The organism is Paenibacillus sp. FW101-FHT12H11 (assembly GCF_058790355.1).
The window spans coordinates 1,326,428-1,348,739 of record NZ_JBYTCO010000001.1 but is presented as its reverse complement, the minus strand read 5'-3'; the positions used below and the strand labels follow the sequence as shown (position 1 = coordinate 1,348,739).

The window sequence follows — 22,312 nt, the reverse complement described above, 5'->3', positions numbered from 1 at the left end:
GATGTCAAGACCTGGTAAGGTTCTTCGCGTTGCTTCGAATTAAACCACATACTCCACTGCTTGTGCGGGTCCCCGTCAATTCCTTTGAGTTTCACTCTTGCGAGCGTACTCCCCAGGCGGCATACTTACTGTGTTAACTTCGGCACCGAGGAATCGAATCCCCAACACCTAGTATGCATCGTTTACGGCGTGGACTACCAGGGTATCTAATCCTGTTTGCTCCCCACGCTTTCGCGCCTCAGCGTCAGTTATAGGCCAGAAAGTCGCCTTCGCCACTGGTGTTCCTCCACATCTCTACGCATTTCACCGCTACACGTGGAATTCCACTTTCCTCTCCTACACTCAAGTCAACCAGTTTTGGATGCGAACCGGGGTTGAGCCCCGGGCTTAAACACCCAACTTAATTAACCGCCTGCGCGCGCTTTACGCCCAATAATTCCGGACAACGCTTGCCCCCTACGTATTACCGCGGCTGCTGGCACGTAGTTAGCCGGGGCTTTCTTCTCCTATACCGTCACACAAAGCGCAGTTACTCGCCTTGCTGTTCGTCTAGGGCAACAGAGCTTTACGATCCGAAAACCTTCATCACTCACGCGGCGTTGCTCCGTCAGACTTGCGTCCATTGCGGAAGATTCCCTACTGCTGCCTCCCGTAGGAGTCTGGGCCGTGTCTCAGTCCCAGTGTGGCCGTTCACCCTCTCAGGTCGGCTACGCATCGTCGCCTTGGTAGGCCGTTACCCTACCAACTAGCTAATGCGCCGCAGGCCCATCTATAAGCCACAGATTGCTCCGTGTTTCATGATTCTCTCATGCGAGAAAACCAGTTATCCGGTCTTAGCTATCGTTTCCGATAGTTATCCCAGTCTTATAGGCAGGTTGCCTACGTGTTACTCACCCGTCCGCCGCTAAGCACCGAAGTGCTCCGCTCGACTTGCATGTATTAGGCACGCCGCCAGCGTTCGTCCTGAGCCAGGATCAAACTCTCCATAATAGTGGCCGATTGCTCGTCCTTATTTGAAAGCTGAATAGCTCATTGACTTGCTAGCGAGATTTTTCAATCTCATTATGTCGATTACTCGACTGTGCTTACTCACTCGTTGTTCAGTTTTCAAAGATCAATTTCTTTCGTTCACTACCGCGTTACCGAAGCAGCGAGAAGTAATATACCATGTAAGAATTTCAATTGCAAGTGTTTTTTTCAATTAATTTTTAGCAACTATTCAAAAGTCTGCATCTCACTTCTTGCAAGACAGGTTTCATAATATACCATGGATATTTAGGTAACACAAGCACTTTTTTCGCAATAAAAACGGCCGCCCAGGACATCGAAATAATGTCCAAGACAGCCGCGGCTTTTTTACGGAATATAGGTCACACCTTCTGAATAGTTATTGTTTGCATTCCAGATGAGATACTCCTGAACGCCTGCATCGTGTAATGCTTTAATCTGTGCATCTACCTCAGCCTTACCGTATTTGATATAATTGCCTGCCCCTAACCAGCTTGCCGTAAAATCTTGAATCCACGGCCGTGACTGGGGTGGAGACTGAAGCTGAGCAAACTTCGCTTTTTCAGCTTTCATGTACTCAGCCACGAGATTATATGGTTCTTTATCAGGTCTCGAAATACCGAAATAACCGTTAGACCAATGGCTTGGATAAATCATAGAAGAAATAACATCTACCGAGCTGGCAATGCGATTAAAGTTCTGGCCGATCCCCGGAGCCTCAGGCAATGTCGCTGAGTACCCGAATATGTCCACAGAAACATCTACGCCATACGATTTAAGCTGCTCTTTGGCATAAGCAACAAAATCGCTGACTGCATCAACACGAAGCTGCGTCATACGTGCCTTATCACTGAAATCCGGTACTCGAGGCTCTCCTTTTTTAAGATCAGACACGTTCTTTTGAGCATCGTCCATGACCTTTTTATTTGCTTCGCTTTTCTCAACATTATAAGCATTGGAAGCATCTGCTAACTTCAACTCCAAGGAAGCCAGATTCTCTTGGTACTTCTTGGAAGCCTCGGCGTAGTCTTTTTCCTCCTGCACGAACTTCGTTGGTTTTTTATCCTTGTAATCACCCATGGTATATTTGAGGACATTATCCCTGCTTTCAAAACCTTCCGGGAAGCGAACGTAATCAAATTGGATTTCTTTAAATCCAAGTTCAGCCGCTAATTTTGCGACTTCAACATTATGATCCCACGTTTCTTTAAGGAATGGGTTAATAAAACTGTCACCGTTCGAATTACGCCAAATGCTGCTGCCATCTATAAAAGAAAGATCAGACCGTTTTTTTGCCATAACCGTATCTTTAAAAACGACGATTCTAGCGATCGGATAGATTTTATGCTCCTCGAGCGTCTTCAGAAGCGCTTTGGGGTCCTTGATGTAAGGCTGGCCAAATTCCGCAAGCTTTCCATCAGGTTTAAAAGTGATATAGCCATCATCATCCTTCATATCGATGACCATTGCATTCAAATCCGTATGATCAACGAGTGAAAGAAGTTTGGACATACGCTCCCCGCCAGCTGACCAGCCTGTCACATAAATCCCACGTACGGCATCTGGATATTCGAAATGAAACGGAGGAACAAAACCGGGTGCTTGCGTTGCCGCCGGAGTTGGCGTTACCGCAAGTGGAGCGTCAGTAGGCGACGCAGGTGTCGATGTTGGCATTGCCGTTGATTCGAGCGTAGGTGTCGGTGTCGTCGTGGGCCCTGATGACGGCGTTCCTGATGGATGCTCCGATGGATTCGGTGTAGTCAAAGCATCTTGGGACGACTGACAAGCCGACAACATGAGAGCTAAACCTAACATCAAGCAAATAAGAACTTGTTTCTTCACCTTGCTCTCCCCCTATTTCAAAGCATGTTCTGTAATTCAATGCTCATACTTGAAGTATTCGGGAAACGACAAAACTATGCTGCACTTGGCCCTCTCTCGCAAAAAAAAGAGCAGCTGCCACCGCAGATCTGCTCTTTCCATGCAATCTCTATGTTTGAATCGGTTGTTGTGCGTTACACCGTTGCAGCATGGTTCTCGCGAGCAATCTTCGTTGCTTCAACCATGTTGCGCAAGGAGGCGACAGTCTCTTCGAGTCCGCGTGTTTTCAGGCCACAATCCGGATTAATCCAGAACAACCGGGCATCCAATACGCGTAGTGCTCGATCAATCATTCCTGTCATTTCTTCTACACTAGGAACACGAGGACTGTGGATATCGTATACCCCTAACCCGATGCCTAACTTGTAAGTATTTAGCTCAAAACTATGAATCAACTCACCATGGCTGCGGGATGTCTCAATGGAGATAACATCAGCATCCATCGCTTCGATGGAGTCAATCATGTCATGAAACTCGCAATAACACATATGGGTATGAATTTGCGTTGTTTCGTGTACGGTGCAAGTGGTGATGCGGAAAGCTTTGACTGCCCACGCAAGGTAACCGGCTTGCTCTTCTTCTTTCAGCGGTAGACCTTCGCGAACAGCGGGCTCATCGACTTGGATCATGCCAATGCCTGCTTGCTCAAGAGCCTCCACTTCCTGTCTAAGCGCATAAGCTAATTGATAAGCAATTTGCTCACGCGGAATATCGTCGCGAACGAATGACCAGTTCATGATGGTAATCGGTCCTGTCAGCATCCCTTTTACAGGGCGTGAAGTTTTGGACTGGGCATACTTCGTTTCTTCAACCGTCATCTCACCCTTGAACGCCACATCTCCGAAAATAACCGGCGGCTTCACGCAGCGCGAACCATAGGACTGCACCCATCCGTTCTGTGTGAAGGCAAAACCAGCCAGCTTCTCACCAAAGAACTCGACCATGTCCGTACGCTCAAACTCGCCGTGTACGAGAACATCCAACCCGATCTCTTCCTGCAGGTCGATCCAAGTGTCGATTTGATCGCGGATATACTGCGCATACTGCTCGTTATTCCACTCGCCTTTACGCCATGATTGACGCGCTTTTCGCACTTCTGCCGATTGTGGAAAGCTGCCGATCGTCGTTGTCGGGAAAATAGGCAGCTGCCATTTTGCCTGTTGAGCTTGATGGCGCTCGGCAAATGGACGGGAACGCTCCGGTTGCTGATTGCTTAGCGCAGCTACAGCTTGCTGAATGTTGACGCGGTTGCGTTCCTCCGATTGCTGCAAAGCTTGAATAGCCGCATCACTTTTGATCAGTTCATCTATAATTTCTTCAGCGTCTGAAGCAAATGCTTTCGTTATAAGAACAAGCTCGCCGAGCTTCTCCTCGGCAAATGCCAGAGCGTTTCTCAATTCTGTTGTGAGTTTCGTCTCGCGTTCTGTCGTTACCGGAACATGAAGCAAGCTGCAGGAGGATTGTACAATTAGACGATCAGCGGACACGAATTCCGTTAGCTCATTAAGCAGCTCCATCTTCTCCCGAAGAGAAGCTCTCCAGATACCGCGTCCGTCAATGACACCTGCACCCAGCACTTTGTCCGCCGGGAAACCAAGCGCTTTAATAGCTATTAGATTGCCAGTGTACCCATGCACGAAATCAAGCCCAATTCCTTTGACCGGTAATTTGACAATTTCATTATAGTTCTCTACCGATTCAAAATAAGTTTGCAGCATGATATTAAGGCTTGGAACGGCTGCAGCAATCGTTTCATAAATACTAGACAAACGCTGTAGGTCTTCCTGGCTTAATTTGGTTACAAGAATGGGCTCATCGATCTGTACCCATTGCACGCCCTCTTCGGCAAGCTCTTGAAGGACTTGGACGTAAAGTGGAACTAACCGCTTCAACCATGCATCCGTCTCCGATGTGCTGTATCCTTTAGATAGCTTGAGGAAAGTTAGTGGTCCAACAATCACCGGTTTCCCTTCGATACCAAGCTTCTCTTTCGCTTCTCTATACGCTGCAAGAGGTTTGTTTTCGGTTAGTACAGGGGAAGCATCCGCCAATTCAGGGACGATATAGTGATAGTTCGTGTTAAACCACTTCGTCATTTCGCTTGCTGCCGCACCCTTCGTTCCACGCGCTACGCCATAATAAACCGATAATGGTACAGGGCCACCCTCATAAGAGAAACGTTTCGGAATAATTCCGAACATAGCGGCTGTATCCAGGATATGATCGTAATAACTGAAATCATTAACCGGAATGAAATCGATGCCTTTTTCTTGTTGTTTACGCAAATGAGTCAAACGAATTTCTTGCAGTTTATTTTGAAATTCTGTTTCTTCGATTTTTCCTGCCCAGAACGCTTCCAAAGCTTTCTTCCATTCACGATCTACACCGATACGCGGGTATCCCAATACACTGCTTTTCGCCATCATTAAAACCCCTCTTCCATTTGTTATATAAAAATTATCACAAATTCGCAGATATAAAGTAATTCGAATAACATATATCTAGCTATAGTTTTGGGCTATAATGATCACGTTCCGAAAGTGCTTGGAATTGCATGTCGTTTACTTGGAAATTGCCTGCTTTAACGCTTCAACATAAGCTGCGCCTAGCTTCGTTAACATCGTATTTTTATGGGATATCCAGCCCACATGGATGGTTTCCTCACAATCCAAAGGGACAGGAATAATCTCGTTACCGTTCAAATCCGCGTTCAAAACACCCGTTGAAATCGTATAACCATTGAGACCTATTAACAAATTAAAGAGCGTAGCGCGATCCGTTACTCGTATGCTTTTCTTATGGGAGATCGTACTCAGAATTTCCTCTGAAAAATGAAAAGAATTATACTCACCTTGATCAAAGGAGAGATACGGATATTCCTCGAGCTGTTCGATGGTGACAATCGACTGACTGGCCAATGGATTTTTAACGCTGATAAACACATGCGGTTTCGCTTTAAATAAACTGTTAAATTGCAAATTGGCGGATTTCAGCATCTTGTTTATGACTTTTTCATTGAATTCATTCAAGTATAAAATACCGATTTCGCTTCGCAGCGTTTGGACGTCTTCGATAATTTCATGCGTTTTGGTTTCACGCAGCGCAAATTCATATTCATCTAATCCGAATTCCCGGATCAGGCTGACAAAGGCATTTACTGCAAATGCATAATGCTGCGTGGAGACTGAGAAATGCTGCGGTGAAGGCTTCGCATTCAGGTACCGGCTTTCCAATAATTCAGCCTGTTCGACAACTTGTCTCGCGTAACTTAAAAATTCAACACCTTCTTTGGAAAGTGTTATTCCTTTATTGGATCTTTCAAATATGGAGATTTGTATTTCTTCTTCCAAATCCTTGATCGCATTCGATAGGCTAGGCTGCGTAATAAACAACCTTTTAGCCGCTTCATTAATCGATCTGCGGTTCGCTACCTCAATGACATATTTCAATTGCTGCAAAGTTGTCATCGTTATCCCCCTATGAATCAATTAGACCATATTTCAACTTTATTCGATCGAGCTTGGACAGCATAGGTTTCGCAATAAAATACAAGAAAATCACCGTAGAAGCGGCATGTATGAGATCAAAGGGAATTCCTTGCAGATAGGCCAACAGGAACATTTCTTTGGTTGGCTGTACAGGGGACATCAGCACGGAAGCCGGGTTCAGAAGACCGCCATAGATGAAGAAAGTCGTTAGCCCTCCAAAGATGCATAAGGCCGCTTTATTTCTCCTTAGAATACCTTTCTTGAATAGCAGGCCGGCCAGAAAACCGATGATGCCGAAAGCAAACATTTGCCATGGTGTCCAAGGTCCTTGCCCGAAGAAAAAGTTGGAAACAAACCCGGTAACCACGCCAACAAGAAATCCCGCTTCTGCGCCTAAACAAACGCCCGAGATAATCACCATCGCAACAACCGGTTTAAACTGGGGAACCATAAAAAACGCGGCTCTTCCAGCTACCGCTATGGCACATAAGACCGCTATCACGATCAATTCTCTCGCTTGGGGTTTCCTTGATTCAAACAGCATCACGAATGGCAGCATGGTTTCAAGGATCACGAGCAAGCTGATAAAGTAGTACTTCCGATCATTCAAATAATAAATGCCAAACCAGATGGTTAACGGTATAATCAGCAAAATCATAAAGGATGCAATGATGGTTCGTTGAGATAACTTCCTTTTATCAATCGGTGTTTGATCCGCTGCATCACTTTTTGGGAAGTCCGCTTCTTTTTTTGTAAGCCGTGATTCTGGTAACTTTCGGATACTAAAATCCCGCTCCGGCACAGTTCCACCAAGAGCCCTAATCACATCTTCCGATGTAACCGCACCGGGAATCAGATGCCTGGACATGCGGCTTGCTGCCGTTGTATAGAAACTGTTGCCAGTAAAAAACTGCTGCGGTGTGCCTTCTGACACAATCTTGCCGTCAAAAAACATCGCACAGGTATCCGCATAGGATGCACAGAACTCAACATCGTGACTTACCATAATGATGGCCGTTCCTGCAAGCTTGAGGCTATGAAGGATTTCGCCTAACTTCCGTTTAAAATGGTTGTCCAGCCCCTTCGTGGGCTCATCCAACAGCAGGATCTCAGGCTCAAGCAGCAAGATCTTCGCAAGCGCAGCTCTCTGCTGCTCGCCACCGGACAAGTCATACGGATGACTGTGTAATAGGCCGCCAAGCTCACATAGCTCAGTTACTTGCTCTATTTTTTCTTGCACAACCTCTTTGTTGGCCTCTCTTCCGATGAACATCTCGCGAAGATCCGCTTCCACGGTTTTACTTACAAAAAGGGTTTGCGGATTCTGAGGAAGCACCCCGAGCAAACCGCCGTATTTCTCATTGTCGGACAGATCTTGAATTTTTTTGCCACCAAGTTTAACCTCTCCCCGATATGGCTTTTTTAAGCCTGCTATCAGAGATAAAGCGGTCGTTTTGCCGGCGCCGTTCCCTCCTAAAATGGCATATATTTCACCGGAGTGAACGGAAATAGACAAGCCTTTCACAATATCAGGGGCTGTTTTCTCATACTTAAACCACGTTTCCTTTAGCTCAATGGCAACCTTGCCCGTTTGATTCGCTTGCGTCTTTTCCGGTGTAGTTGTAATGGCATGGGAAGTATGGGCCAGGTCGTCCAGCCACTTCCGGCCTTCTCGAACCGTAATCGGGAACTCCAGATCATTAGGGATGTGAGAATAGATTCTCATTGGCGCAGGCATGGCGAAGAACATCGCATCCTTCGTTTCTTTAAGCACTTTGCCCACAGTTCGGGGTGAATCATAGGTAATGACTTTACCGTTATCCAAAATGGCTACCTTGTCGGAAACCGGCAGAAGTTCCTCCAAGCGATGCTCGGAAATGATGATCGTTGTTCCTAATTCTCTATTGACCTTCACCAGTGTATTCAGAAAATCTGAAGAAGCGATAGGATCAAGTTGGCTCGTAGGTTCATCCAAAATTAAAACCGAAGGCTGCATGACCATCACGGAGGCCAAGTTTAAGAGCTGCTTTTGCCCACCCGAGAGCTCTGAGACGGACTTATGAAACCAGGTTTGCATCCCGAAAAAGTTAGCGATCTCAGCAACCTTCAGCCTGATGGCTGGCGTACGATAACCTAGGCTTTCCAGCCCGAAGGCCAGCTCATGCCAAACTTTATCGGTCACAATCTGATTGTCTGGCGACTGAAATACGTAGCCGATCCGGGATGATTGCGTTCTTGTATCAACCGTACCAAGATCCTCACCTTCAAAGCGGACTAGACCGCTCCTTTGGCCATGAGGCGTTAGCACAGTTTTAAAATGGCGCAGCAGTGTCGATTTACCGCACCCTGATTTTCCACATAAGGTAATGAATTCGCCTTGTTTTATTTTTAAGGAGATGTTGTCGAGTGCCCGTTTATCGCTACCAGGATAAGAAAATGTTAAATTTTCGATTGCAAAAGCTTCCACTTCCTATCCTCCCATACATTCATAATTAAAGGAATTGCACACATGACAGCATAAGCACCTAATGCGCTAATCGTAAAAGCAGAAAGTCCATGCCCTTTCATCGAGGGATAATATCGGAAATACATCGCTCCGCATAACGAACTTATCAAGACGTAACCTCCTACTAAGGTTAAAGCACCAAGAGCCCATCGATCACGTCGGTCAAACGTGTAATTGGAATAGGCCGTTCTTCCCTTCAGCCCGTATCCGCGGCTTCTCATGGAATCGGACGTTTCAATGGCATTCTCCAGCACCCAGGTTATCATGATCGACATGATACGGATGCCATGCCGGACCCGTGTAAACACGCCGCCATTCGAAATATCTCTGCCCACACATTTTTGTGAGTCCGAAACCCTTTGGAATTGGGCCTTGAATGTCGGAACGAACCGCAGCACCATCGAAAAAATGAGCGACATTGCCGGGATTAGTTTGCCAAACAAATAAATGAACTTATCGGAGGTCATGACCGCATTGTAACAAGAAAACCAACAGATAACCGTTATCAGCATCGCAGCCGAAGCCACGCCAAACGTAATGGACTCCAAAGTGAGCGGATTCCCGTTGTCCAAATACGTTAGAATCGTTACTCCTTCGTGATTAAACGCAGGATTGATGAGCGCCGTTATGATCAGCATGGGCAGCATAACCAGAAAGTTAAATCGAATCGCTTTTTTCCCGTTCAAGTAGATCGAGTAAGCGAATGAAAAAAACAAAGAGATGATCAGGCATGCCGGATGCAGGAAAAACATCGAACATGCGATGACCATAACAAAATAAAGGAAATTTACAAGAGGATGATAGCTTGAGAACGCATCTTTCATTGTTTTGTAGCTCCCATAGCATTATAAGTGTCGCCAACGTCACGTCCTAAGTCACACGTATAGACCCATTCAATGACGTCGCCATCTTTCAACTGATACCGACTGCTTCCGTAATTGGGAAACCAGCCGTTCACTTTAAACATCCAGCCCGAGAGCTCTCCGACATCAAATTCGTAGAGATTGTTGATGCCTTCGATATAGGCGGAATTGTAGATGGGAGTATTCACGAACTCCATATGAATTTTATGCTTTTTCATTTCCCTTTGCAGAACGTTAAACACAGATTCGCCTTCGTAGAAAGTTACCTTAGTCGCTGGAAGGATGATTCCATCCTTGGGCACCAGCTCCACTTTTTCCTTATCCAGCAGCTTCATGTTATCTAATATGGTCAAACAAGTAACGGATAGGGTAGCCGTCATGGCCTTGTCAGAAATTTTGATGTTCTGAGGTTCAACCGGCAGCGGCTTGCCGGACGGGACAGGCTCCGTTAAGTATTTATCTTTACCTGTCTTAGCATCAATCTCTTGCTTGTCAGCAGGTTGACTGGCAGGAGGTTGGCTTCCTACAGGTTGATTGGCAACAGGCGTAGGCGTTTCCTTTGGAGAGCCTTTATCGGACTCATTAGCGGGTGCTGCCTTCGTTGGTTCCGGCGTTTGCGTAGGAGCTGCTTCGGGCGGTTTAACCGTGTTTGTCGGCTGTTCCGTTGATGGCTGCACGGCTGAGGGTTCAACTTTTGAAGAATCAGGCTGCTGCTGGGCAGCCTGACTCTTCCCTTCAACTTGCTGCCCGGCCGCTTCCGTCGTTGGTGCAGGCAATTTCGCTGGGATATTCGGTTGCGGTCCCATAAACAGGTAACTGGCTACGAGTGCAACCACGATAACGATGCCCGAAACGAGTTTCGTTTTCGTTATTTTCATAGGATCACCTGTTTCACAAAAGTTTAGAATTCATTAATAGTTGATATAGCATATCTGATACTTCACTGCGCGTTACAGCCGCTTCAGGTTGTATCTCTATCATGTCTTGAGACAAAATATGTTCACGATAAGAAAATGCTAGACTTGCTCTTGCCCATTCGGCCGTTTTCGTGTAATCCGTAAACTGAGCAAGCATATCTCGGATTTCGATGTCCTGCACATTCGTATCCAATCCGCAAAGTTTGGCCGCACGGGCAACCATCACAGCAGCTTCCTGCCGGGTAATGGTTTGTTCAGGTGTAAAAGTATCTTCTGAAGTTCCTTGGATGAGGTCATAGGTGTAAGCCGTGCCTACATAGGGTGCATACCAGCTATCTGCAGAGACATCTTTGAAAACGGACGCTGCCTTCGGTGTCAGGCCAAGGCTTCTGGTGACAATGGCTGCAAATTCCGCCCTTGTCATCGTTCGATCCGGTGCAAACAAGGTGTCGGATACGCCATTAAGAATATTTCTGGCAGCCATCGCTTCTATGGCTTTCTGATTGGCATGCCCTTGAATATCCGTAAAAGTTCTACCAGTACTAGTGATGACGCTCGGCTTAACATCTTTATTTTTATTCGGCAATCCCACGTTTTCGGGCGTCATTGTTCCGTTGCCCGGATCCGTCTGGGAGCCCTTTTTGACATCTGCCATGTTGTAAAGACTAGTTTTCCCTGCATCTACTCTTTGTACATTGACCAATGTATAAAATGCCTGCTCCGTGGACATCAGATTTTCACCGCTGCCGTCAGCTGTATGCAGAAACCCCTTTCCTTCTCGGTAATAACTTAACAGATTGTCGACAAGGTTGTGGCCATTTTTAGTAAATCTGCGATCATCTGGACGGATGCCAAGCTCACATAAAGCCATCAGAACTTGCGCCGCGCTTTCCAAATTCTCCGTTCCCCAGGTAGCATAGCCCCCTGAGTTAATCTGCATGTTGGATAGGGCTTCAACGGCCTTATCCGTTGCTGCTTTTACCTTTGCCCTACTTTGATATTTGGCGAGAGCTTGTAAGGCCATACCCGTCACATCAGGGTCAGCTGTGTTACCAGATAAAGCAAATCCCCCATCTGCCAACTGCCTTGCCAAAATTTCGTCGATATACATCTCTCTGGTCGCTTGAGTCTTCGCGTTTTTGTTCACAGGTATCTCATATTGGCCTGAATCTAGTGCAATCAGGGCAAAAATCGGACCGTTAATGCCCTGCCAGATCGTTTTGTCGAAATCTCCTAAAGGCTCTAGCAGATTATAGCCTGCTACATTGGAGGGATCTTTGCCAATAGCGGTTAATGCTAAAATCACTCTTGAATACTCCGTGTATTTCTTGTCATGCAAAACGCCGCCAAGCTCCTTGACGTACTTTTCTACACCTTTGTAATAATCGCCATAATAATTCTGCGGGACTGAATATCCGGATCGAGCCAGCCCTATAACTGCCCATTCTCCGCCTATAGATCCTACCTGCGGCTGGGAAACGGTCTTCGTCAGATAGGACGCTGTGTTCGTAACAGCTCGAGAAATCTCTGATTGATCCGCTGCAAAAGCTTGAATCGAACTGCTTAAATAAAGACAAAGAATAAGAAGTAGAACCGAAAGTTTCTTCATCATTCTCATTGTTCTCCCTCCAATATTTCAAATCAAATATTGGAGAAGGAGCAGAAATTGTTCTGCTCCTTCTCCATGCATGCTGCAAGCTATCGTTCTGTACTATCTTTTTTTATTAGCTCTCATAGCAACGACAATAGCCATTTCTCTTGTCACTTCTTCACCAGGCTGGAAGCGATTATTCCAACCCGTCATTAATTCGTTAGCCATAATGGTCTGAACGCTGGATTTAGCCCAATCGGATACTTGCTCCATGTCTTCAATACCAGAATCCTGATCTGCTTTTGAAAGTGACAGAGCATTCGCGATAATAACCGCCATCTGTTCACGAGTAAGCTTCTCATTTGGATAGAAATGCTCGGCGTCATACCCTGAGATTATGCCAGCTTGATAAGCCGTATTCACGTATGGGTAGTACCAGTCATTCTGAGCAACGTCTTGGAATTGAATCGCATTCTCTTTCTTGATCTCTAGACCAAGCACATTGACCAGGATTTTGGTGAATTCTGATCTTGTAATGGCAGCTTGTGGATAGAATTTACCTTCGTTGCCTTCGATAAACTTTTTCTGCGATGCCTCGCTGATTGCGTCAGCGGCCCAAGATGAGACGGAATTTGAATCTGCATAAAGTTTCTTCCAATCAAATACCGGTTTCGTTTCGGTATCCTTGGCACCTACTGTGTAGGATAAGAAGCTTGTGAAGTGATTCGTTCTAATGATCAAATCATTATCTTTCACATAGGCGTAGGTGATCTTCTCCTTGCCTTTTGTTGCTTCCATGCCTTTTTCATCTGATTCGTACCGTTCAATCGGCGTAAACGTAGTACCCTCGACAAAACCGGCAAGCTCGTCTTTCGCTCCTGTTATTACAAAAGTGAGCGGTTTATCGAACTGTACGGATTCGTTTTCATTCCCCATCGCAAAGGCATGCGTGAGTTTCAGCACATTTTTGCCGATATCCTGCATGCTGCCTTTCACAAGATTCTGGAGATTGGCATCCTCGCGATTTAATGAAGTCAAAACTTCAATTTTCGGATTGCCTGATTTCAAAGCTGTTCCTTTATCGATCGTAAGAGTGATATCGCCTTTTATCGCTTTAATCAATGGAATACTGTCTTTAACCGTCTCTAAGTTAAAAAATACTTTGTGATTCACACTAGGAATGTTAACGGTGATTAACTCTTTATTTTTCAGGTCATCTGAGATATTTAACGTGTAATCTTGTGCAAGATCCGAAGGAATGTTAATGATCGGCTTCTGCCCTGTCGGACTACCAACGATTGGACCTCCCGCTGACTCCTCACCTACATCTTTTCCAAGATCCGTTGTATAACGCCACTGCACATTATCCCCATTTTTAAGCACGTACGAGCTTGCCCCGTATCCTGGATAGGCTCCGTTCACATTGTACATCCATCCACTTTGGCTGCCGTGGTCGAATTCGCCATCCCCGTCAATCGATTGAACATATATACTTCCGTAATCTTCATTCCATAAAGCGCTGTAGTTGATTCCGCGTGTTTTGAGAACTCTTTCTAACACACTCCAAGCCGTATCATCAGCCTTCAGTTCTACGCTAGTTTCAGAAACGACATAACCTTTATTAATTGTAAGCTTATCTACTGATAGCGTTACATACTTTGTTGCTGGCGGAGTAGTGCCTCCACCGCCATTCCCTGGACCAGTAGTAACATCGTTCGTAGTAAAAGCGACAAAGTCTGTAAAATGCTTCGTTTTAATGATAAGGTCATTACCACTATCGTACGCATACTCATTTTTACCACTAGCCAATCCCTCAGCGTCGCTCGAGAACCTCTCGATTGATTTCGTTGATCCATTCTGAATATAGGCAGCTTCTTTGCCTTTCATACCCGCAATAACCAGAGTTACAAATTGATCAAATTCTATGCGATCATTGCCCCCAAGGGTAATCGCATGATACACCGTATCGAGCTTCTTCCCGCTGGAAATTACCGTATTCAAAGCATTTTTCAATGTAGCATCCGAGGTATCATTGGTAGTAATCAGTTCCAATGCGGATGATTGACCGCTTGTAATCTGGGCGCCTGCTGGAATAACAACGGATAGATCGCCTTTGACTGCCTCAATTCTGGGCAAACTTGTTCCTGTTGGCAAATCCAATCGGACTTTTGAATGACTATCTTTTGGAATTTCCACTGTAACTAATTTATTTGCATCTGCACTCGTTATGGGAATGAGATAGTTCTGATTATCAGATGGAATAACTACTTTAGGCTGATCACCGCTCGGTAGGGGCACTTGAATGGGTGCCGGGTCCTCCAACCCAGGCAGTGATTTGGTGAAGTCATACAACCGTTCTCCATGGCCTTCTTTAAAAATCTTATAGGCTGCTAGCGCTTGAAGTGCTTGTTCCGTAGCCATTGCATCCGATCGAAGTTGCATGGTATGCGAGAAGCTTCCATCTGGCAAACGGAACTTGAATAACTTATCAAGTAAATTAACACCATTTTTTGCATACTTCGCACTTGCTGGATCTGTGTTATTCGAGGATAGCGCAATAATGGCTTGAGAGACACTTTCGCTGCTATCCACTCCATATGAAAGATAGCCCCCATTGGATTGTTGGTTCAGAGACAACCAATTTGCTGCTTTTGTAAGGGTGTCTGCCTGAACTACAGCTTGATTGTCCGCATACGGTGCTAAAGCAGTATAGGTCATCGCAGTAATATCAGGATCACTTTTACCAGTGCCTAAAGCAAAGCCACCGTCTTGATTCTGTTTAGAAATAATTTGATTGATAATTTTTTGCCTTGTCCATTCGGCATTATCCGGTACAGAATAATTTTTGGAATCAAGTGCCAGCAGAGCATAAACTAAACCATTAATGCCTTGGGCGGTCATTTTGCTGTGATTGTACAATTTCTCAATCAAGTTAAAACCTTCAACTTGGGATGCGTCACCGCCAGTAACCGTTATACCAAGGATCGACCGTTCAAGATCAGTAACTAAATTAAAATCTCCTTTGGAACTTGAAACACTATTGGCTAGTTTTTGATAATACGTATAGGGAAGCTTATTACCCGTGCGTGCTAAACCTATCGCGCTCCAGTCTGAACTTATTCCGCTTGGTTTGGAGAGGAAATAATTAGAAGCAGCATTAATTGCCGCTTGAATTTCACCTGCCGAAGGCTGACCGCCGGACGGGTCATTGGGATCCACTGGAACTGTTGCTGTGACTAAGTTTTGAAAGGCTGCATTTATTTTGGCTAATGCACTATCAACATGATATTGAATAGCATTGATATTTGCGGAAACTGCTTTTGCAAGTGTTAAGCTATTTTGCAGTACAAGCCAGCTTGCATCTGTATAGTTGCTCTTTTGCAAAGCATCAAGTTCAGTTATTTTTGCATTCAGTGCCGTTTTATTGGCTGTTGTTGTTATATCTTGCTCATAATCATCTGTGTAAACAAGTGAAATGATGTCACCGCTATTTAATTTGTAATCCGCGATGCCAACAAGGGCAAATTGGCCATTGACCAAGTACATCCAGCCACTTTTGGTACCACCATCACCTGTGTCCAAATCGCCTATTTTTGTGATGTAATTTCCGCTTGCATTAACAACGGGGATCTGTTTCTCAGCTAATACTTTTTGAATCGCAAATGCAGCTGATGAGCCTTCTTCAACAACAGTGTCTGTTTTAGCTAAGTTAACGATTTTTCCAGCTGTTGCGCTGAAACCATTTACGATGACAGATACCGTAATATTACCCGGCGTTGTTGGCGGATTCTCATCCAAGTAATTATCCGTATAGCGAAGCACGATATCGGCGTTATGGTCTAATATGTAGCTGGCAATTCCGACATCTGGATCAACGCCATCAACGGAATACATCCAGCCGCTGTAACGTCCCCCATCAAAGGCAGCCAAATTTCCAACCTTTGAAATATAGGCGCCATTTTCATTGACAAAGGAAATACCTGCTTCATTTAATACCTTCTCAATCACGTAAGCTGCCGTATGACCTGGCTCAATATTTACGGTTGTTTTCGGCAAAGTGACACTTTTACCAGCAGCAGCACTAGTGCCGTTCAAAGTGAATGAAACAGCAATCGTTTGTGGATCCGTAGGTGTCGTGACTAAGTTTTGAAAGGCTGCATTTATTTTGGCTAACGCGCTATCTGCATGATATTGAATTGCATTGGTATTTGCAGATACTGCTTTTGCGAATGTTAAGCTGCTTTGCAATACAAGCCAGCTCGCATCTGTATAGTTGCCCTGCTGCAAAGCATTAAGTTCAGCAATTTTTGCATCCAGTGCCGTTTTATTGGCTGTTGTTGTTATATCTTGCTCATAGTCATCTGTGTAAACAAGTGAGATAACGTCACTGCTTTTTAATTTGTAATCCGCGATGCCAACATCGGCAAATTGTCCGTTGACCAAATACATCCAACCACTTTTGGTACCACCATCACCTGTAGCCAAATCACCTATTTTCGTGATGTAATTCCCGCTTGCATTAACGACGGAGATCCGATTTGCATCTAGTACTTTCTGAATCGCAGCTGCAGCTGTTGAGCCATCTTCAACAATAGTGTCTGTTTTAGCTAAGTTAACGATTTTTCCAGCTGTTGCGCTGAAACCATTTACGATGACAGAAACCGCAATTGTAGGAGGAGCATTATTTTGCAGGCCTTGCACGGCTGCTAGCAAATTAGCTAACGTGACGTCAACCTGATCTTGAATTGCCGTACTGTCCGCAGCCACTTGTTTGGCTGCTGCCAAACTATCTTGCAGCGCTTGCCAACTCGTGTCTGAATAATTACCTTTTGTCATGCTCTCAACATCAGTAATCGAGGCATTCAACGCCGTTTTATTGGCCTCTTTTATAATACTCAAGTAGTAAATCTTAGGGGTATTTATGCCTTCTTGAGCAATAACTCTAACAATCTTAGCCTTATTTGCGCTCAATGTAATTTCTTTGTCAATTAATGTACCTGAAGTACCGCTTTTATTATTGACGAAAATTTGGCTTGCTGTGCCGTTAGCCGTAACCTTAATTTTATCCGCATTGATTCGGATATCCTCATAGACATAAACACCAGAAGTAACGGTAACTTGCTTCGTTACGTCAGCACCAACCCCTGACAATACGATGCTTGAAAGATCGTCAGTATCATAAACCGCATCATTGACGGATACCTTCTGCAGAGAAGTAACTTCGGCACCTATTTCACCCAGGGCACCACCGTCTATTTGAACTGCATTATAAACTTTAACAAAGCTGACATTCGTTAAATTAACAGGTTTACCAGTACTGTCAACAGCCCAGCTAATATCAATAGGGTCACCTTTGACTGGCGATGTTAGATAGGGATTAGCAGGAACATCATAGGGAGCACTGCCGTTCGCGTGCGTATCGGGATAACCGAAAGCATTTTTTCTAACATTTATTTTCACACCGGAATAAGTATACGATTGGTTGTTAAAATCCGATGGGGCATTGGGGTAATTTGCAGGTATCGGATAATACGCATGTTTATGATAAGCATTGGTTTTTACATCCCCACTGCCTGCCTGATTATCAACCCATGGCACGTTGACACCATTAGGGCTTGTAAAATCCGGCTCGGGATTCGTATAAGTAACTCTATAATCCCAAATTGTGCTGTCTTCGTAATGCTCGGATCCAGCAATATAAAACCACGGGCCCGGATTACCTGTCCCATCGTCCTGTGCTACAGCCACACCGGCGGGTTCTTCGTTACCAGCGAAGGCATTTCCAAATACGGTGAAATCCACGCCGTACGGATTTTTGGGATTGTTCTGAATCGGCTCATCAAATTTGTAGACGACGCTTCCTCCAAAAGAACCGAGGGAGACTCCCGTAGAACCGGGCGTGTTCGTCCACTTCGAGTTAACATCGCCCGTTCCTCCCCAAGCAGCCTCGTTAACGAATTGCCCCGGTGCTGGCAACCATTCACGGATTGAGCTCGGGCCTGTTGTACTGGCAAGAGCTTGACTGCTCGGTCCTGCCAAAACCCCTAGCGAAGAAAATAAGAGTACAAAAGACATAAAAAGTGCAATAAACGGCTTTGAAGCATAACGATGACTCATTCTTGTCATTCCTCTTTCCTACCAAATTTGGACAACCGCGCAAAAAAGCCACCCTAATAAAACTAGGGTGGCTGTACATCCATCAGTACGCACAAATAACATGTGTCATAGTAAGAATTATGCCTTAGCATAATCTTTTGTTGCTAATTCCCACCCCCAAAGAATTAGTAACATACTATAAATAAAGGCAGGTCTCCTGGCTCATGCGTCATCGCTTCTCTTTCGCCTTCCCAATCTCGTGAACAAGTCAGTGGCATATGAAAGAGTTACTCGGCAATTACAGTGGTGGGACCGCGTCGGCTTTGACCGAACTTCCCTATTAAGCAAGCATCCAAATCGTATGCTTACACCCTTATTTAGCATATTATATTTTGTCATCGCTAATGTTATATCGTTTATTTCGTTTTGTCTACTTCATAATTTATTTCATAGCTTCGGGACAAGCCTTGAAACTATCTCTAATAAACCGATGATTCTTAATCCATTCGGATACAATCATATAGACATTATCCTTCATATAAGGACTAAATGTGTCGTCATTCATAATCTCAACTTGCTTTGGAATAGCATCCACCAGCATGATACCATCCGTCTCAAATCCACCCGGGAGCGCTCCAAGAACACGGACTGTGGAAATATAAATATTTTTCACAAATACTAGATGGTCATTTTCAAAAATCAGATATTGCCCAATTCTCTCAATCGCATCGAGTTCTCCTCCAGCCTCTTCCTGCATCTCCCTTCGAACCGTTTGAAGAACGGACTCACCCTTCTCTCTCTTCCCTCCAGGCAACTCCCACCCCCGGCTGTTATGTCGAACAAGAACCAGTCTGCCTTGATAGAATGCACAAATCAGGACACAATTTGCTTCTTCAATGAGACATTCCCTGGATAAAATAATCTTTTGATTCTGTAAAGCACCTGGAAATTCATACTTCACTATGCCACCAACTTTTTTTCTAATAATAAAAAAAGTATTTGATCCAAAGATCAAATACTAGGCCCAGATGTAAACCTAAATTTAGTAGCTCAACCCTGGATATAAGGGGAATTGCGCTGTCAGATCACTGACCATTCCCCGTACTTGGTTATGCACAGCTTCGTCCGCAGGATTTTTCAGCGTTAACGCCACAATTTTGGCAATTGTTTTCATAGCTTCTTGATCCATGCCACGGGCGGTAACCGCTGGAGTTCCGATGCGGACTCCGCTTGTAACCATCGGTTTCGCAGGGTCGAAAGGAATCGCATTTTTGTTTACCGTTACGCCTACTTCATCCAGCAAATGTTCCGCCTCTTTACCAGTGATGCCCAGACTACGCAAGTCGATCAGCATCAAGTGGTTATCTGTGCCTCCGGATACAAGATTGACACCTTCAGCCAAAAGCTCATCTGATAACGTCTTGGCGTTGAGCACAACATTTTGTGCGTACGTTTTAAAATCTTGTTGAAGCGCTTCGCCAAAAGCAACGGCTTTAGCCGCAATGATATGCATCAGCGGTCCGCCTTGCGTTCCCGGGAATACCGCTTTATCAATCGCTGCAGCCCAGGGCTTGCGGCAAAGAATCATACCGCCGCGGGGTCCGCGAAGCGTTTTATGCGTAGTTGTCGTTACAAAATGAGCGTGCGGCACAGGACTAGGGTGCAACCCTGCCGCAACTAACCCGGCAATATGAGCCATGTCCACAAAGAACAGAGCTCCTACATCATTAGCTATCTCACCTAATGCTTCAAAATCAATGATGCGTGCATATGCGCTGGCACCAGCTACAATCATGCGAGGTTTATGCTTGAATGCCAATTTGCGAACCTCATTGTAATCAATAAGCCCGTCGCTTTCTCTAACACCATAGGGAATAAAGTTGTACAAAATACCCGAGGCATTAACAGGACTTCCATGCGTTAAGTGACCGCCATGCGCCAAGTTCATACCAAGAACGGTATCTCCCGGGTTCAGAGCAGCTAAATATACCGCCAAATTGGCTTGCGCGCCCGAGTGCGGCTGCACATTGGCATGTTCTGCGCCAAATAATTCTTTGGCACGATCACGCGCGATATCCTCAACGATATCGACATGCTCGCATCCGCCGTAGTAGCGTTTACCTGGATAGCCCTCTGCGTATTTATTCGTTAGAACCGTTCCCATTGCTTGCAGAACAGCTTCGCTGACGAAGTTTTCAGATGCGATCAACTCAATTTTGTCACGTTGACGGCCGATCTCCAGATTCATGGCCTCAACAATTTTGGGGTCTTGTTTACGTAATTGTTCCACAGTCTATTGCTCCTTAGCATCGTTTTGTTATAAAAAAGATATCATAGAGCTGTGGCTATAGAGTAACTGGATTTAGCTATATCTAGATATAGCTAATGGCTATATCAGCAAGAAATAAAGGGAATATCTCCATGAATTTGTGCAGTTTAGCGAATTGAAGGAAAGCTAATCACCCGACTACACAACCGCTCAATCAATTCCAGTTCATGGCTAATCACCAAAACTCCCGCACGCTGGCGCTCGGCCCAGCGCAGCACCGCATGCCAGATTTGCGCTTGTGTAATAGCGTCTAGCATGGTGGTCATCTCATCCGCAATTAAATAGCGTGTTTCCGGCCCTAACGCTCTAGCCACACAAATCCGCTGCAGCTCCCCGCCGGACAGCTCGTTCGGATAGCGATCTAACCATGCGTCCTCAATCGATAATTCCGAGCGCATAACAGGGTCCATCATACCTGACTCTTGAAGAGTTCTCCTAAGCTTCCACCTCGGATTAACCGCTTGTTCAGGATGCTGCAGCACGAACTGAACGGGGTTTCGCAAACCCTTCCTATGCGGGACACCGTCCACACTCACATGTCCTTCTTGCAGTCCCACATGACCAGCAAGTAATTGACCAAGCGTGGACTTCCCGCAACCGCTTGGTCCGGAGAGTCCTACGATTTCTCCTGCTCCCACTTGAATATCAAGGTTATGGAACACCCACGCCTCTTTCCCATAACGATACCCCAAAGACTTTCCCTCAAGCACTATGTATGCACCTAACCTTTCCGCTTCTTACCGTGCGCGACTCAGGAGCCTGCTGTTCACATTCCGAGGTGGCCATAGAACAACGTGGAGCAAAAACGCACCCTGTCGGCAAAGCATCCGGCAGCGGTTGAGCCCCGGGCAAAGAAATAAATCCGTTGCCCGGGAGCGCTCCCCATAACGCTTGCGTATACGGATGCCGCAGCCTCTGCCCTTCCCCTGTGAAATCGCTGCGGGGGGCAATTTCAACTACGGTCCCGGCATACAACACAGCAATCCGATCGGCTACCGTTAAAGCCGCTTCAATATCATGTGTGATTAACATGACCGCACAACCTTCCTGAGCCAACTGCTTGAATCGGCTTAAGGTCTCACTCATAGAAGGCGCATCCAAGCCTGGCGTAGGCTCATCCGCAATCAACAACTGAGCTCCGCTTACAGTAGCGGTTGAGACGAGAACTTTTCGCGCCATTCCTCCGGAAAGTTGGAAGGGAAACAGTTTGGCGATAAAGTCCGATAAGCTATACTTGCTAAAAGCTTTCCGCTGAAGCTCGGCCGGATTTCCTCGCCGAACCGCTTGTCTCACTTGATCACCAACACGCATTAAGGGATCCAAATACTGCACAGACTGAGGGATAAGCGCGATTTCTTTCCCACGCAAAACCTCCTGCCTTTCAGCAGTCAGTTTCTCTCCTTTAAAGCGAATTGTCCCCGTAACTTGCGCATTCCCGGGAAGAATGCCCAAAATGGCGTGAGCTAGCAAACTTTTGCCGGAACCGCTGGAACCTACGACGGCTAGAATTTCTCCTGCATCGATCGAAAGCTCCAATTTATGCATGGCTTCCGTTTTTTTAGGGCGAAAGTGGCGATCTAACGTATTAAAGCTGATCGATAGTTCACTAACCTCCAACATAAAACTGAATCCC

General features: G+C 45.6%; 12 protein-coding genes, 1 rRNA gene and 1 riboswitch. All 13 genes read right to left on the bottom strand.

The annotated features are described in order from the left end of the window. Positions 1-990 (bottom strand): 16S ribosomal RNA (locus AC3WTJ_RS05590); the annotation flags it as partial. A 366-nt stretch (positions 991-1,356) separates the two neighbouring features. Beyond that, entirely contained in the window at positions 1,357-2,850 is a 1,494-nt protein-coding gene (locus tag AC3WTJ_RS05585) for a putative glycoside hydrolase (protein WP_492520941.1), read from the bottom strand. A 173-nt stretch (positions 2,851-3,023) separates the two neighbouring features. Then, positions 3,024-5,312 carry a 5-methyltetrahydropteroyltriglutamate--homocysteine S-methyltransferase gene (metE, locus tag AC3WTJ_RS05580; RefSeq protein ID WP_492520987.1) on the bottom strand — a complete coding sequence of 763 codons (2,289 nt, stop codon included), beginning with the start codon at positions 5,310-5,312 and terminating at the stop codon, positions 3,024-3,026. A 138-nt stretch (positions 5,313-5,450) separates the two neighbouring features. Continuing rightward, positions 5,451-6,356: a LysR family transcriptional regulator gene (locus tag AC3WTJ_RS05575; RefSeq protein WP_492520940.1), complete on the bottom strand. Its 906-nt coding sequence runs from the start codon at positions 6,354-6,356 to the stop codon at positions 5,451-5,453. Between the two features lie 10 nt (positions 6,357-6,366). After that, positions 6,367-8,844 (bottom strand): ATP-binding cassette domain-containing protein, encoded by a 2,478-nt coding sequence (locus AC3WTJ_RS05570; RefSeq protein WP_492520939.1) that lies wholly within the window; start codon positions 8,842-8,844, stop codon positions 6,367-6,369. After that, positions 8,817-9,707: an energy-coupling factor transporter transmembrane component T gene (locus AC3WTJ_RS05565; RefSeq protein ID WP_492520938.1), complete on the bottom strand. Its 891-nt coding sequence runs from the start codon at positions 9,705-9,707 to the stop codon at positions 8,817-8,819. Before AC3WTJ_RS05565 ends, AC3WTJ_RS05570 begins: the two co-directional genes overlap by 28 nt. Next, on the bottom strand, positions 9,704-10,624 hold the full coding sequence (locus AC3WTJ_RS05560; protein WP_492520937.1) for a DUF4430 domain-containing protein: 921 nt from the start codon (positions 10,622-10,624) through the stop codon (positions 9,704-9,706). The genes AC3WTJ_RS05565 and AC3WTJ_RS05560 overlap by 4 nt, the downstream gene beginning before the upstream one ends. Positions 10,625-10,637: 13 nt before the next feature. Then, positions 10,638-12,275: an S-layer homology domain-containing protein gene (locus tag AC3WTJ_RS05555; RefSeq protein ID WP_492520936.1), complete on the bottom strand. Its 1,638-nt coding sequence runs from the start codon at positions 12,273-12,275 to the stop codon at positions 10,638-10,640. Between the two features lie 99 nt (positions 12,276-12,374). After that, a complete protein-coding gene (locus AC3WTJ_RS05550) occupies positions 12,375-18,371 on the bottom strand; it encodes a DUF4430 domain-containing protein (RefSeq protein ID WP_492520935.1) in 5,997 nt (1,998 codons plus the stop codon). A gap of 169 nt (positions 18,372-18,540) precedes the next feature. Beyond that, a riboswitch (cobalamin riboswitch) is annotated at positions 18,541-18,740 on the bottom strand. Positions 18,741-18,792: 52 nt separating this feature from the next. Continuing rightward, positions 18,793-19,311, bottom strand: coding sequence for an NUDIX domain-containing protein (locus AC3WTJ_RS05545; RefSeq protein ID WP_492520934.1), 519 nt, complete (start codon positions 19,309-19,311; stop codon positions 18,793-18,795). A gap of 81 nt (positions 19,312-19,392) precedes the next feature. After that, positions 19,393-20,640: a serine hydroxymethyltransferase gene (glyA, locus tag AC3WTJ_RS05540; RefSeq protein ID WP_492520933.1), complete on the bottom strand. Its 1,248-nt coding sequence runs from the start codon at positions 20,638-20,640 to the stop codon at positions 19,393-19,395. 146 nt (positions 20,641-20,786) lie between these two features. Continuing rightward, complete coding sequence (locus tag AC3WTJ_RS05535; RefSeq protein WP_492520932.1) at positions 20,787-21,371, bottom strand: ABC transporter ATP-binding protein; 585 nt, start codon at positions 21,369-21,371, stop codon at positions 20,787-20,789. 10 nt (positions 21,372-21,381) lie between these two features. Continuing rightward, a complete protein-coding gene (locus tag AC3WTJ_RS05530; RefSeq protein WP_492520931.1) occupies positions 21,382-22,299 on the bottom strand; it encodes an ABC transporter ATP-binding protein in 918 nt (305 codons plus the stop codon). Positions 22,300-22,312 lie beyond the last annotated feature (13 nt).

Coding starts and splice junctions, on each gene's coding strand:
- AC3WTJ_RS05550 (WP_492520935.1), bottom strand. CDS start 18,371: ATGAGTCATCGTTATGCTTCAAAGCCGTTTATTGCACTTTTTATGTCT.
- AC3WTJ_RS05555 (WP_492520936.1), bottom strand. CDS start 12,275: ATGATGAAGAAACTTTCGGTTCTACTTCTTATTCTTTGTCTTTATTTA.
- AC3WTJ_RS05565 (WP_492520938.1), bottom strand. CDS start 9,707: ATGAAAGATGCGTTCTCAAGCTATCATCCTCTTGTAAATTTCCTTTAT.
- metE (WP_492520987.1), bottom strand. CDS start 5,312: ATGGCGAAAAGCAGTGTATTGGGATACCCGCGTATCGGTGTAGATCGT.
- AC3WTJ_RS05560 (WP_492520937.1), bottom strand. CDS start 10,624: ATGAAAATAACGAAAACGAAACTCGTTTCGGGCATCGTTATCGTGGTT.
- AC3WTJ_RS05575 (WP_492520940.1), bottom strand. CDS start 6,356: ATGACAACTTTGCAGCAATTGAAATATGTCATTGAGGTAGCGAACCGC.
- AC3WTJ_RS05530 (WP_492520931.1), bottom strand. CDS start 22,299: ATGTTGGAGGTTAGTGAACTATCGATCAGCTTTAATACGTTAGATCGC.